The sequence below is a fragment of the Microcoleus sp. A003_D6 genome (genome assembly GCF_036702825.1).
In the GTDB taxonomy this organism is placed as follows: Bacteria; Cyanobacteriota; Cyanobacteriia; order Cyanobacteriales; family Microcoleaceae; genus Microcoleus.
Map to the genome: position 1 here is coordinate 21,026 of NZ_JAUBWA010000076.1, position 14,301 is coordinate 35,326.

12 protein-coding genes are annotated in these 14,301 nt (G+C 46.3%); 3 read left to right on the forward strand and 9 right to left on the reverse strand.

Annotated features, from left to right (window positions below; all coding sequences use genetic code 11):
* Positions 1–100: 100 nt before the first annotated feature.
* The gene (locus tag QUB70_RS20295; protein ID WP_332983038.1) at positions 101–1,033 is read right to left on the reverse strand and encodes an NB-ARC domain-containing protein; all 933 of its coding nucleotides are present in this window, start codon (positions 1,031–1,033) and stop codon (positions 101–103) included.
* Positions 1,034–1,843: 810 nt separating this feature from the next.
* Here QUB70_RS20295 and QUB70_RS20300 point away from each other — a divergent pair.
* Both QUB70_RS20300 and QUB70_RS20305 read left to right on the forward strand, forming a co-directional pair.
* Positions 1,844–1,972, forward strand: a complete 129-nt coding sequence (locus QUB70_RS20300) for a hypothetical protein (protein WP_332983039.1) — start codon at positions 1,844–1,846, stop codon at positions 1,970–1,972.
* A gap of 153 nt (positions 1,973–2,125) precedes the next feature.
* Positions 2,126–2,443, forward strand: coding sequence for a hypothetical protein (locus QUB70_RS20305; protein WP_332983040.1), 318 nt, complete (start codon positions 2,126–2,128; stop codon positions 2,441–2,443).
* Positions 2,444–2,496: 53 nt separating this feature from the next.
* Here the strand turns inward: QUB70_RS20305 and QUB70_RS20310 are convergent, their stop codons facing one another.
* The 7 genes from QUB70_RS20310 to QUB70_RS20340 form a co-directional block, all read right to left on the reverse strand.
* Complete coding sequence (locus QUB70_RS20310; protein WP_332983041.1) at positions 2,497–3,108, reverse strand: Uma2 family endonuclease; 612 nt, start codon at positions 3,106–3,108, stop codon at positions 2,497–2,499.
* A gap of 111 nt (positions 3,109–3,219) precedes the next feature.
* Positions 3,220–3,765: a hypothetical protein gene (locus tag QUB70_RS20315; protein ID WP_332983042.1), complete on the reverse strand. Its 546-nt coding sequence runs from the start codon at positions 3,763–3,765 to the stop codon at positions 3,220–3,222.
* Positions 3,762–4,256: a DUF4365 domain-containing protein gene (locus tag QUB70_RS20320; protein WP_332983043.1), complete on the reverse strand. Its 495-nt coding sequence runs from the start codon at positions 4,254–4,256 to the stop codon at positions 3,762–3,764. Before QUB70_RS20320 ends, QUB70_RS20315 begins: the two co-directional genes overlap by 4 nt.
* Before the next feature lie 218 nt (positions 4,257–4,474).
* A complete protein-coding gene (locus QUB70_RS20325) occupies positions 4,475–5,419 on the reverse strand; it encodes a GDP-L-fucose synthase family protein (RefSeq protein ID WP_332983044.1) in 945 nt (314 codons plus the stop codon).
* Positions 5,420–5,825: 406 nt separating this feature from the next.
* A complete protein-coding gene (gmd, locus tag QUB70_RS20330) occupies positions 5,826–6,857 on the reverse strand; it encodes a GDP-mannose 4,6-dehydratase (protein ID WP_332983046.1) in 1,032 nt (343 codons plus the stop codon).
* Positions 6,858–7,083: 226 nt separating this feature from the next.
* Positions 7,084–7,815, reverse strand: coding sequence for a sugar transferase (locus QUB70_RS20335; protein WP_332983048.1), 732 nt, complete (start codon positions 7,813–7,815; stop codon positions 7,084–7,086).
* 299 nt (positions 7,816–8,114) lie between these two features.
* Positions 8,115–9,281 (reverse strand): glycosyltransferase, encoded by a 1,167-nt coding sequence (locus QUB70_RS20340; RefSeq protein WP_332983050.1) that lies wholly within the window; start codon positions 9,279–9,281, stop codon positions 8,115–8,117.
* Between the two features lie 427 nt (positions 9,282–9,708).
* On the opposite strand from QUB70_RS20340, the gene QUB70_RS20345 reads away from it, so the two are divergent.
* Entirely contained in the window at positions 9,709–11,802 is a 2,094-nt protein-coding gene (locus tag QUB70_RS20345; protein WP_332983051.1) for an iron uptake porin, read from the forward strand.
* A gap of 544 nt (positions 11,803–12,346) precedes the next feature.
* Here the strand turns inward: QUB70_RS20345 and QUB70_RS20350 are convergent.
* Entirely contained in the window at positions 12,347–14,125 is a 1,779-nt protein-coding gene (locus tag QUB70_RS20350; RefSeq protein ID WP_332983052.1) for an Rqc2 family fibronectin-binding protein, read from the reverse strand.
* Between the last annotated feature and the right edge of the window lie 176 nt (positions 14,126–14,301).

The following is a 14,301-nucleotide window of genomic DNA, read 5'->3' on the forward strand; positions in this document are numbered from 1 at the left end:
ATTGAGAATTGTGCAATATCTCAGTTTTAACCGACTTTAGCTTTGAGGCAGGGGTTTCAACCCCTGCCGGACTGTCGGACTTTCGGACTTTCGGAAAGTATCAACAAACCGGATTTGATATCACATATTTTCTCACCACAGGACAAACGCTGAATAACGTTTCATTTTCCTGTTCTTCTATTTCAACGAGCGATCGCCTCCCCAAAGATTGCAGCCCGTTGAATAACTCGGAGGGCGATAAATTGGCATCTTGTAGCAATTGCTGTATTGAAACTGAATTTGCTTCGCGGCTGAGGCGGGAGATTAGCTTTTTCTCTAATTCTGACAAGCGATTTATCTGCGGGTGCAAGTTTGATGCCAATTCTTCCCCTAAGAATAGCATATCATATTTGAAAAAATCTGCAACCCGGCCTCGGAATATTTCTTGAATGGTGGTGGCGACTATTTTCAACCACAATGGATTGCCTCGGTAGGCGTTAATTAGGTTTTCCCATTTTTCGGGGTTTAGTAAGTTTTTATGTCTGAAAATTTCGGTGGCATCTGTACCGATGCCTTTGAGTTGTAAAGTACGAACTGGTGAGTTTTCGCCTGTTAATGCGGTAATTTCTCTGGGGTTTTCCCAAGTGTGGATGATGAAACAACTGTTGTGGGTTGTTTCTCCGATTTGTCTGAATAGGATGCTGTAATTTTCGCATTCTGGGCGGTAATTTCCTGCTAGTTGTCCGCTGCTGAGAATGGCTTGCACGTCGTCGAGGATGATGAGACAGCGGTTTTTTCGGAGATATTCCATTAACAGGGAAAGTCGATCGGGGATGCTGCTAGGGAGTTCGATTTCGGGTTTATTTAAGAGAAATTCTAGGAGATTTTTTAGGGTAGTTTCTAACGGTGGGGAGTGGCGGAGACTTCGCCAGATGAGGTATTCAAAGTTATGCTGAATTTTTTGTATTAGGTGGAGGGAAAGTGCGGTTTTGCCAATGCCGCTTATTCCTAATAGACCTCTTGCAAAAATAATTAGGACGGGCAAGATGCCCATTCCACAATTTTTTTTTCTTGTGGAATGGGCATCTTGCCCGTTCCATAATTTGATTAAAAGGATTTTTGCAAGAGGTCTAATATAGCTGCAAGGTTGCACTTGTCTTGGACGATCCATTTTTCCAGGGTGGCGAGTTCGGATGTGCGATCGGACAATGATGAAATGTGAGGTGCGTCTGCTAAGTCTAGTCGGGTTTGGGGTTTTGAGGTGTCTGGGGTGGGGGTTGAGGGCGATCGATCTTTTGGATGTTCTGAAAATTGACTATCCTTACAGACATTGACATTACCAATAAAAAAATCGTTTCCAGAATTTGATGAAATGATGAATAATTGTCGTCTTTCAAGTGTCGATCGTAAATTCGATGGAGTAACTTCTTCACCTAATACATTTGATAAACGCTTTCATAATTTTGAAGCTACATTCCTGACGTGACCTTCGCTACAATGCGATACTTCTGCGATTTGAGAGTATTTTTGACCTTCCCATACACCCCCCAGGATAGCTTCTTGCAGATCCTCCAAATGTTCTCCCGTCTTAGCGAAAACCAGGTCATCGGCAAATCTCAAGACTTCTTTAACGTCCATCGGTGAGTTAAGTTTAGGGGTTTGACCTATTATACCTGCTATTTTATGACATTTTATGACATGGATGGCAACATTGGACTTTTTTTAAGAGTTAGCGTCAGGTAAAATAACTTACATTTTCTGACATTTTCTGACTGGACATCACGGTGAAAATAATGATATTATCCAAAAATAAGCGATTCTTGGTCGCTAATAAACTATAGCAAAACATTGGAGTATTAAGCTCATGGCTGACAAACCAAAAAAAGAACCTAAGCTAAAATGTCCGCTGTCGCAAGAACAAAAGGAGACGGTCAAAGAGGTTGCTGATGTCATTGATAAGCATAGAAGAATTGTGAGAAAAATTACGGGTTAAAGCTAAGAAATAGTCGTTTTTTTGCATCGTATCGATATGAGAAATGATTTGAGTGGGTTTGAAATAATCCGACTATTTTTTGAACTGCTTTTTCAGTTAGTTGACTAAGAGTATTGATTTATCGTAGGTATTTGACGCTAAAAGGAAAGAAGCATGGATGCACTGGTAGCAGCAATCACACAAATTTTAGATTACATTCACACCCAAGGCCCAAGCGCGATCGCGCAGCTAACGGCACTACTCGAAGCTCTCAATGTCGGAGCTGTTTCTGTTGCGGCTCTGTTTGGCTTGATTGCTAACGTACCCGCTGTTATTGAATTTCTTAGCCAGTTGATAGCTTTAATCAGTTCAGGTGCCGGTGTTACGGAAATAGCGACAGCGATCGGCTCGTTGGCGGGTTCACTGGGATTGTCTATTGAGGCTGTCATCCATATCTTACAAATAATCGGGGCTTTCTTGCTGGCATTTTAAATATATCAAGAGCGATCGCCCTTCCTTCACTGAAGTACGATCGCACTTTCAACTTATCCCCTCGATCGCGCTTCATCAACTTCTGGTGCTGAATCTTCCTTAGTAAAAATTACATCCTCATAGATAGCCTCAATACTTGTGCGAAAATCCACGCTAGCCAAGTGAATTTCGCTTCCTTGAGTATAGGAATACAAAACCCACAACCCTTCAGCATTGCGGCGAAAACACTCTACCCTCTGCCGTTTTTGGCTAATTAACACATACTCTTGAAGCGTTTCTAATTCTTGATAGTCAGCAAACTTATCGCCCCGATCGAATCCTTCAGTACCATTTGACAAAACCTCGACAATTAAACAAGGATATCTTTTAAAAGATGGAAAAGCTTTGTCCCGCTCATCGCAGGTTATCATCACATCGGGATAGTAGTAAATATTCTGAGATTCAATCCTAGCTTTCATGTCGGACATATAAACACGACAGCCACTACCGCGAACATGATTTCTCAAAAGTGCAAATAAGTTGCCCGCAACCGTCACGTGAGCATCACTTGCACCTGCCATTGCATAGACTTCTCCCTGAATATACTCGTGTTTGAGCGGACTGAGTTCTTCTAACTTCAGATACTCTTCGGGCGAGATATAATTGTGGGTGCGATCGGCAATCATTGGCTTTCCCAAATGTAAGTTTTATATGATTTCAGTCGAGATCGATTTAGACTTGCTAAAACGGCAAATTTATTTTTGGTTCAAATTTGATCGTAACAAGTATTTACCAAACTATTTGATTAATTCAGCCTCAGTCAGCAGAGCAAAATCGTGCGGATTGTTTAACACAAAACCGTCATTTTCTTTAATTAAATCACCAAAACAGGTTACGGGCGATCGCGCTTCATAAGCCTTGAGGGCCAACTGATAATCAGATCCGCTCAATTCCAGATTAATTTTTCTCAGCTTCCCCACCACAAATCCCATTAATGTAATTTTGCAGGTTGCCGATTCTTCCCCGTGTACTTTATTAATCCATCCTGAGATTGCAACATTAGGTAAAGTAGTGATTAAATCGCTGAGAATCTCTAGCTGAGAACGATTTTCTACCACTTCTAATGCTTTTAAGTTCCGACACATCACCTCGGCAAAATCATCAAAATCTTGGTGAGGCGAAACCAATACTTCCCCCTCCTGACTCAAATAATTTTTCTTACTCCAAATGAATCCCTCATAAAATTGACGAGCTTTATGCCAGCCATTTATCTCTAAGTATTTCTCTAATACATTTGGCTCAATTGTTTTCAGAATGTGACTATCTCTTACAGTTACTTTCATGGCAAACTTCCCTCGCTAATGCGCTGTATCATTGACTTAAGAGCTTCTATTGTAAACTGATTGGTGCGGGGTAAAGAAACAGTCACATTTGCTATATTTTGTGTTTCTGGCTGTCCCCGCAATGACATCCAGTAGGCACAACTTCTCATGCACAGTTCAGATTCTGACTGCTGCAACCAGTCTTCTAGATTTTCTGGTACTAAAACTACAACTAAGATTCTAGGTACTAGGGTATTTCTTCTCAAATCGTTGTAGTTTTTGAGTTTGAGCGGATATCGGATGTAGTCGCCGTCTATCACGTCTCTTGAAGTACATTTTAATTGTAACTTCAACTCTGGAAAATAAACGCTTCCCTCACCGCTGCCAGCCGTGATTTGTAGGTCGATGCTGTCGAAGTCTAATTCTAACGGATCGATCGAGAAACCTGCCACGGCTGCAACGGCACGTACATAAGCTTTGCTAAAAAGTTCTTTCTGCTGGTTCAGTTCCATTCTAAAAACAACTATGGCCAAAATAATTTATTTTACAATAAATCTATTGCAAAAGTAATTTTGGCCAAAGAACCCGCCCCTGATGCCGCTCAATATAATTTCTTAGTCCGCGGAGGCGGACATCGTTTGACAAGGAGCGGTTTCAACCGCCGACTCTTATCAATGAGGTTTATAACAAAAAAAACCCCGGTTTCTTCAAGAAACCGGGGTTTTCACACTCAAACTGCGTGTTTTCGATACCAATCGATCGTACTTTTCAACCCTTCCTTAAACTCCACCTCAGCCGCAAAACCAAACTTTTCTTTCGCCCTTTCCGTATCCAAACAGCGGCGCGGCTGACCGTTCGGCTTGTCTGTTTCCCAAACAATTTCTCCCTCAAATCCCATCAATTCGCAAATTGTTTCCACTAAATCGCGAATTTTAACTTCGCTATTCGTTCCCAAATTAACCGGGTCAGATTCGTTGTAAAATTGAGCCGCCATCACAATTCCCCGCGCGGCATCTGTGGAATACAAAAACTCGCGGCTGGGGCTACCGTCTCCCCAAACTGGTAATGTTTTGTCTCCCCTTTCTTGCGCTTCGTGGACTTTGCGAATTAATGCCGGGATGACGTGGGAACTTTTCGGATCGAAGTTATCTTCCGGGCCGTACAGATTTACTGGTAGCAAGTAGATACCGTTGAATCCGTACTGCTGGCGGTAGGATTGCAGTTGCACTAATAAGGCTTTTTTGGCGATTCCGTAAGGTGCGTTAGTTACTTCGGGATAGCCGTTCCAGAGGTCGTCTTCTTTGAAGGGAACTGGAGTCAAGTTGGGATAAGCGCAAATTGTGCCCACGCAGACAAATTTTTCGACTCCTGCTTCGTAGGCGGCGTGAATTAGTTGCGCGCCCATCATCAAATTGTCGTAAAATAGTTCGGCGGGTTTGAGTTGATTTAAACCGATGCCGCCGACGTGGGCGGCGAGGTGTATGATTATATTTTGTTGGTCGGCGGCGCGCTTGCAGTTTTCCATGACGCGGAGGTCGCAGTCGATCGATCGAGTCACTGAAATTTTATCAGCATCGGCTCCTGCTTTGACTAACTGGTCGATGACCTGACGGCCCAAGAAACCGGCGCCGCCCGTGACTAGAATGCTTTTACTGCTTAAATCCAAGCTTGTCATAATTTTAGCCTCGGGATTTTGAATAAGGGTCGATCGACATTTCAATTCTAAAATAGTTGGCTTTAGCCAAAAAAAGCTTTCAGCTACAGCAGGCGCTTGGCAACAAATCAGTTTTAGCTGCCTGAGATAGGGACAATGTGTTCCATGCACGCCCGAAAGTTAGATTTATGGGCTGCGATTTCTCAACTATCATTTTAATGTTTTTGTTTGCCCGCACAGCCGAAAATTTGGCGAGCAATTAAGCTGGTTCTTTGAATGGCGATCGCACTACTACCTGTAACAATCTTCTCATCAGTTGTGAACTGCGTGGAGGGGCAATCAAAGAGCGCGATCGCGCATTTCGCGAATCGGGGCAGACACGGGGCACTACCCTACAAATTGTTCGCTGACGGCTTAGTTTTGTGGCTTAATCAAATCCGTTGCCAGAACCTCGCTCTTGCTTTTCGAGAGCTTTCATGTCAGCATCTACCATTAAATGTACTAACTCCTCAAAAGTTACAGAAGGTTCCCACTTTAATTCCTGGCGCGCCTTAGTCGAATCGCCTATCAACAGTTCGACTTCTGCCGGACGCAAGTAGCGTTCGTCAAACTCCACATATTTTTGCCAATCTAAATTGACGTAAGTGAAGGCTAAATCGAGAAATTCTTTAATGGAATGGGTTTCGTTGGTAGCAATGACATAATCGTCAGGCTTGTCTTGTTGCAGCATCAGCCACATCGCCCGCACGTAGTCTTTAGCATAGCCCCAGTCCCGCTTGGAATCGAGATTGCCCAAGTAAAGTTTTTTCTGCTTGCCTGCTACAATTCTGGCAACAGCGCGAGTAATTTTGCGGGTGACAAAAGTTTCTCCGCGGCGTGGAGATTCGTGGTTGAACAGAATGCCGTTGCAGGCAAAAAGTCCGTAAGATTCGCGATAATTTACTGTTTGCCAGTGACCGTAAACTTTGGCGCAGGCGTAAGGACTTCTGGGATAAAAAGGAGTTGTTTCCTTCTGGGGAACTTCCTGCACCAAACCGAACATTTCCGAAGAACCTGCTTGATAAAAGCGCACCTCAATGCCGGTGCGCTGTTGATAGTCCCGAATTGCTTCTAGCAGCCGCAATACTCCCATTCCCACTGCGTCAACAGTATATTCCGGGGAGTCAAAGCTAACTCTGACGTGGGATTGAGCGCCCAAGTTGAAAATTTCTGTAGGTTGGACTTCTTCGATAATGCGGCGCAGAGTAGTGCCGTCGGTTAAGTCGCCGTAGTGCAGAAACAACCGCGCGCCCTCGATGTGAGGATCGACATAAATGTGGTCAATTCGATCGGTATTGAAACTAGAACTCCGCCGGATAATGCCGTGAACTTCATATCCTTTATCTAACAGTAATTCGCTCAAGTAGGAGCCGTCTTGACCTGTAATACCTGTTATTAGCGCTCGCTTGCGTTGCGTCATCTGATTTTCCTTTGACAGGCTGTGTTAATTCACTTCGGACTTTCCGGGCAGAGGCTGTTGTTGCCTGTCGGTCCTCTTCTCAAACTCTACGTTAACTCACAATTCTTCGATCGGCATCAATGAACTGTATAGTTTTGGCAAAGAGTTTGCCGCTTGCTGTCAGTAGTCAGCATCAGTGGTCAGTAACAAAGAAAACTAACTACCGATGGCTGACTGCCGACAAAAATTAATATGCGCCGTTATTTTTGGGAAAAATCACAACTCCAATTGTTTTGAAAACAATCCACATATCCATCCAAAGGTTTTTGTCATTGGCGTAATAGAGGTCTATTTGGACTCGGCGGGGATAGGGAATGTCGTTGCGACCGGACACTTGCCACAAGCCTGTAATTCCAGGTCTTATGGTGAGAATTTTGTTGATGTGACGGCCGTATCTCGGCAGTTCTTCTTCAACTAAAGGTCTCGGTCCGACGACGCTCATGTCTCCTTTTAAAACATTCCAAAACTGGGGAAATTCGTCTAAACTGGTCATTCGTAAAAATCTTCCAATCCAGGTAATTCGAGGGTCTTGTTTAAGCTTGAAATTGTCCTCAAACTCTTGACGCAAATGCGGAGATTTTTCCATGATTTCCAGCAATATGTCATCCGCATTTTCCACCATCGTTCTGAATTTAAGGCAATAAAACATTTTACGGTTTTTGCCTACTCGTTCCTGTACGTAAAAAATAGGGCCGGACGAGCTTAAGGCGATCGAGAGAGCCAAAAGCAGGTAAACCGGAGCAAACAGGAGCAGAACCGATAAGGAAAACAGGATGTCAAATAACCGCTTGAAAAATTCTCCGTCGAGGCTCTGTAGAGGACGACTTATGGGTCTATCTCCTTGCAGGACAGACCCAAAACCGCGTCTCGCGATCGCTCGAATTACCTTGCCGGAGATTAGTTGGCTGTCGGCAGTCATCTTACTCCTTCACTTCACACCACACACAGTCATGATCATAAAGCCTCAAGACGCTTTGTTCTGTGAATTATGTTTCAAATACTCAATTTTCTGCCTTCTGAAGGCTTCTGAAGGCTGAAGGCAGCCGTAGTTGAGGGCTTCTGAAGGCATAAGGAATAGGGCTTCTGAAGGCATAAGGCAGAAGGAAGAAGGAAGAAGGCTCTCTTCGGCGAAGCTGAGCGGGTAAAAACAAGGAAGAAGCAAGAATGAACAGGGCACAAGGCATAAGGCAGAAGGAAGATTTTCCCGCTATCGCGCTCTCAAGTCCCAGACTTCGTAAAATCGCGGGATTGAAATTCCTGATAGCAGCGTTCCACAAAAGCTAGATAGCGCTGCTCAAAGACTTCGGGGGCAAACTGTCGGGCGCGCAACCGTCCTATTTCTGGCTGAAAGTTGCCTTGCAACTGTTCAAACTCCTCGACAGCTTCGACTAATGCTGCTGGGGTTTGGGAGGGAAAAAATAAACCAGTCCCTGTCTCCTTGTGTTGGCGAATGTCGAGCACTGTCTCCAAAGCGCCCCCTGCTGCATAGGAAATTACCGGTGTTCCGCAAGCTTGAGCTTCTACTAAAGCTATGCCAAAATCTTCGCAAGCTGCATAGACAAAAGCTTTCGCCTCTGCCATGTACTTTTCGACTACTTCGGGGGGCTGCCATCCGAGTATTTGCACGTTGGGTTTGGCGATTTGCCGGATCGTGTCTAATTCTGGCCCGGTGCCGATGACAATGAGAGTACGCCCGAGTTGATTGAATGCTTGGACGATCGCGCTAACGTTTTTGTAGCTTACCAATCGGCAAACAGTCACGTAAAAATCTTGTTTTTGCCGAATCAAGGAAAATCGATCGATGTTTACCGGCGGATAAATCACCTCAGCCCGCCGCCGGTAGCACCGCCAAATTCGGCGCGCCGTGTGTTGAGAGTTGGCGATGAAATAATCGACGCGGTTGGCAGAAATTACGTCCCACTGTCGCAGTCGGTGCAGCAAATATCGCGTCAGCAGGCCCGGGATGCCCCGTCCGGCTTTGCTGCTGTGCAAATAGTCAAAAGTTAAGTCCCAAGCGTAGCGCATGGGCGTGTGGCAGTAGCAGACGTGCAGTTGCTGGGGACTGCTGAGGATGCCTTTGGCGACGGCGTGGGAAGATGAGAGGATGATGTCGTATTCTCGCAGATCGAGTTGTTCGATCGCGATCGGCAGAAATGGCAAATATTTTTGCACGCCGCTGCGGGCTCGGGGAAAATGCTGCAAAAATGTTGTGCCAATCTGTCTTTGGAAAAGATAGCTTTCGGGATTGGTCGATTCAAAGTCGATGAGGGCATAGACATCTGCCTCGTCTACGTGTTTGAGAATTTCGGCAACTACCAGTTCTGAACCGCCAGTAGCTAAGGGCGTCAACCATTCGTGCACGAGGGCGTATTTGAGTTTTTTCACTTGTTATATAGCCGATCGAACGATTTGTTAGCGCCAGTTCTGTCAATATTAATCTTACTGAGGGATAGCTTGCACAACCTCAAGCCATCAACCAGGTTTCTATGTAGGTATCTTTAAACTGAGATGTTGCACCATTCTCAATTATTTGTTTAGGAACAGGCTTTCGGGCCTGTTCCACAAGAAAATTCACTCTTTGTGGAACAGGCCCGAAAGCCTGTTAAGCGAGAATGGTGCAAGATGTGAGTCAAACCAAGGATTTTGGGAATAAACGGGGTTTTTGTGCAATCAGCCACAGCAAAACAGCACTCTCCGGCAACGATTTCCGCGATTGTTGACAAGAAATACTATTAGGCCGAATACTGAAGGTGATTTACGATCGCCTAAATCTTCGGAACGGGCGCGAGGCTCAATGTCGTGTGAGGAAAAAATGTCCAAATTTTTGTGGAAGGGACTTTTAGTTAGTCCGGCGGTATTGGCAGCAAGTTTAGTCATATCTTCGACGGCGCTAGCAGCAGACCAACCTGTAGAAATTGCCACGGCAGCTCAAGCTGATAAATTGCAATTAGCAAGTGCTGCAACCGAGGCAGCCCAGTCTGAGACAGCAAAGCCTGAGACAGCCGAACCAGCGCCACTAGCTAGCAACTTGACTGTTGAAACTATTGATAAAGAAAGTGCGAACCTCTACGAGGGCTTCACTAACGATTTGATCGCCCCAGTTGCCGAACCAGCAAAAGCACCCGAAAACGCAGTTGCAGCAGATTTAAGCGAAACCAAACCCGCAGTCGCGCCCGCAAACTTAAGCGCCGAACAACCAGTCGCGGAGCAAATCCCCGCAGTCGCGCCCGCAAACTCAAGCGAAACGCAACCCGCCGCTGCACCGGCTAATTTAAACGCAGAAAAATCCGCCGCACAACCCGAGCAGATTTCCCAATCGACTGCTCCAAGTGCCCAAACTCAAGCACAGTCAAATATTTTAGAACAAATCAACCAATACAGCGCCGAAGACAGTAGCAGCGAAGATGCGGCCGGCCAAGTAACCTCAGTTTCGCAACTTTCCGACGTTCGACCGACCGATTGGGCCTTCCAAGCTTTGCAATCCCTAGTAGAGCGCTACGGGTGCATAGCGGGCTATCCTGACGGCACTTTCCGCGGCAACCGGGCGATGACTCGCTACGAGTTTGCGGCGGGTTTAAATGCGTGTTTGGATAAAGTTACCGAGCTGATTAGAGGCGGTACGGGAAATCTGGCGACGCGAGAAGATTTGGCTTCTGTGCAAAGGTTGCAAGAAGAATTTGCGGCGGAATTGGCAACTTTGCGCGGCCGCGTCGATGCTTTGGAAGCGCGCGCCTCTGAATTAGAAGCAAATCAGTTTTCGACTACGACTAAACTCAACGGCGAAGTCGTATTTGCTTTGACAGGTATCGCCGGAGGAGATGATGCCGAAGGTAACGAAGCTGATAAAACCACGGCTTTTGGCAGCAGGGTTCGTCTCAATTTCGATACGAGTTTCACTGGCGAAGACTTGCTGAGAACTCGACTGCAAGTTTTAAATTTGGGTTCGTTTTCTACTAACAATACGAAAACTGCTGAAGGGGAATTGCGGTTTAATGCCGGGCCTTTTGGCGAGGCTAGCAATACTGTAGGTTTAGATGCGCTGCTGTACCAATTCCCCCTCGGCAAAAGCACTACTGTAATTCTAGAAGCCAACGCCGGCGCTGCTGACGATTTTACCAACACAGTCAACCCTTACTTTGACGGAGACGGCGGCAGCGGTGCTCTTTCTAACTTCGGTACTCGCAACCCGATTTACTATTTGACTGGCGGTTCTGGTATCGCTTTGCGGCATCAGTTTGGGGAAAAACTCGAGCTGAGTTTGGGATATTTGGCCGGCAACGCCGCGAACCCGACGCGGGGTAACGGTTTGTTCAACGGTTCTTACGGCGGTTTGGCTCAGTTGACTTTCAAACCGAGCGACAGCTTTGCTATCGGTTTAACTTACGTTAATTCCTACAACTTCGTTACCGGTACCGGCAGCAATGCTTCTAATTTCCCGGTGCGTCTCGGTTCCTTCGGGCTTGAGGGCGATAGCAATCTGCCAGTTTCTAGCAATTCCTACGGCGCGCAAGCTTCGTTGAAATTGGGTCGCCGAATTGCTCTTGGCGGTTGGGCGGGCTACACCAACCAGCGCATTTTATCCAATTTGGCTACTCCTACAGGTTCTGTGCAGCGGGGAGACCAAAAAATCTGGAACTGGGCAGTTACTTTGGCTTTTCCCGATTTGTTGAAAGAAGGAAATGTGGCGGGAATTCTGGTAGGTATGGAGCCGCGGGTGACGAGTTCTACTAATCGGACTTTGCCGGAAGATAAGGATACTTCGCTGCACGTTGAAGGTTTTTATCAGTTTAAGTTGAGCGACAATATTTCTGTCACTCCTGGTGTGATTTGGCTGACTGCTCCCGACCACAATAAGGATAATTCTGATTTGGTGATTGGGGTGATCAGAACGACTTTTACTTTCTAGAAGCAGCCCTTGGCGATTTTAGTTGTTAGTTTTTAGATTTTAGATTGGCGGTTTTAATCTAAAATCTAAAATCGCTAATCTAAAATTGTCCGAGCTTAGATTTAATGTTTCAACAGAAACGACCAGCTTTAGCAAAAGCTGGTCTGCAAAAATAGTTAAATCCGTTGTGTTCTCACAGTGTTTTTCTCACAGTGAGGAAACCCAAGTTGCACGTTTCTTTGCAGCGGGTTCTAAAAGAAATATCATCTCTCTTAAGCGGTATTTTCACAACAAAATTTAATTTTTTGTAATAAAACTTTACATTAGGCGGGCGGGTCAAGGAAAGCTGTAGGGGCGGGTTTCACGAATTATCTATGTGGGAAACCAAAAATCTCATAAACCCGCCCCCCTTAACGGCAAATTGGAATCTACATATTTGGGATTCGATCAAATGTCAGGTCAATATAGATTATTGGTTGTGTGGGGGCGGGTTTATGTAGATTGTTTGTGAGAATTAAGTATTATCTGTAAAACCCGCCCCTACGGGTCGATCGACTGGTATAAATCAAGCAGGGGCTTGCTGCGGTCTACCCCAGACAATCCGCTCCTGCTTGTATACAACCATACCCGGTTTCGCACCTTTCGGCTTGTATACATATTTCGGTTCTGTATAAACCACCGGGACTTGTTCGCTGTGGCGGGCGCGACTGTAATAAGCAGTCATGTCGGCGGCAAATTGCAAATCGGTTTCTTCCGCCACAGTACCGGGTTTCAGACGCAGCAAAGCGTGGCTTCCGGGAATCTCTAGGGTGTGGAACCACAAGTCGTAGTCGTTGGCGGTGCGAAAAGTCAGTTGGTCGTTTTGGCGGTTGTTGCGCCCGATTAACAATTCAAAGCCGCTGGGGGTTTGGTAGCGGTGAAATTCGATCGCAGCGTTTTTGTCGGTACTGCGGTAATCTGGTACGTCTAGATATTTTTGCTGGATCAGTTCTTCGCGGATTTCGGCGAGGGTTTGCAAATCTTGGGTGTTGCGGTAGGTTTCCAATACCGAAAGCGCGACTTCAACTTGTTCTAAATAGTCGATTTCTTCCTGTACGGCTGCTAACAAAGGTTCTACTGCAATGCGAGCTCTTTTAAGTTTTTGGTGTTTTTTGTAGATTGCTTGAGCGTTTTGAACGGCGTTTTTTTCCGGGTTTAGGGGAATGGCAACGGGTTTTTCGGTTTCAAAGTCGGGGAGAGAAATTGATTTCATTCCCGGTTCCCAATGCTGCAAAGAAGCCATCAGCAAATCGGCTTGGGATTTGTGCGTGTCGGCGTCAGCGGATTGCTGCAAGCGTTCTTTAAATGTGTTGGCTTTGAGGCGCAGTTTTGCCAGGACGCTGTTGAGTTTTTGGGTAAGCTGATGCCGCAGTTGGGCGAATAGTTGTTGATTGATTTCGCCTGTGTAGTAGCTGTTAAGTATTTCTTGAACGGAAGAGTTCGGCAGCGGGTTTTGTAACGGATAAGGGGAATTAGATTCGTTTACAGGATTTGTCTCTTTTACGTCGGGTGTCGGCCAGTCGATGACGGTGTAGCCTTCGGGGGTAAAACTCGGGTGAAATTTGGAGTTTCCCAGGCATTGCAGCCAGTACAGCCAGCGCTGGAATAGTTGCTGCCAGTCGTGGGGATTGAGGCTGTCGGTGGATTGTTCGGGGTCTAAAGAAGCCGATCGAATCATTGACCCAATTAATGCCTTACTCAACCCTCGGTAATTCTTCAACAGATTGCCCTTTAATTGACCGGGAACCAGGCTAATTCGTGATTGCCAGCGGTTTTGAGATTCGCTCAGACTCGGCACTGCATCGGTCAAAGACGGGGGCATTTCGTAGGGTTGCCCGGTTTGGATGGGACGGACGGTGGACTGTTTGGCGCTGACTTGGTGGGCGCAGGTGACAACGAGGTTGTCTTGGGCGGTGAGGATGACGTTGCTGTACTTGCCCATGATTTCGGCGTACAGGTGCCAGAGGGCCGGTTCTCCGGGGCGTTTGGCGAACTGCAAGTCGATGACTCTTTCCCAGGGGGAGACGGGGGCGATGGAAACTAAGGCTAAACCGCTGAGTTGATGCCGCAGTTGTTCGCTGAAAGTGAAGGTATCGGGAATGCGGGGCGGGGGGTCGCCGACGCAGATGCGGGCGGCCACAGGATGCCAGGAAAGGTCAATCCAGCCGCGCCCTTTCATGGTGCGGAGGGCTAGGGACACGGTAAATCGATCGCGCTGGTAGACTTGTTCTAAGCGCGCTGGCAGCCATTGGGCTCGCAGTTCGCTGCAAGCTGCGGTTAAAGTTGTAAAGTCTACGGGTTGCACAGTGGCCTCTTTGCGATCGATCGAGCTATCTACTTCTATGCTGACAGATATAGGTCATATTTTACTAATTCTATCAAACTCTTTTTGACAAGCGAATTGCTTGATGGTACCCGCCACGTGATTTATCCGTGGAATCAATTCAAAATCTAAAATCTAAAATCCTCAAGCCCCCGCAT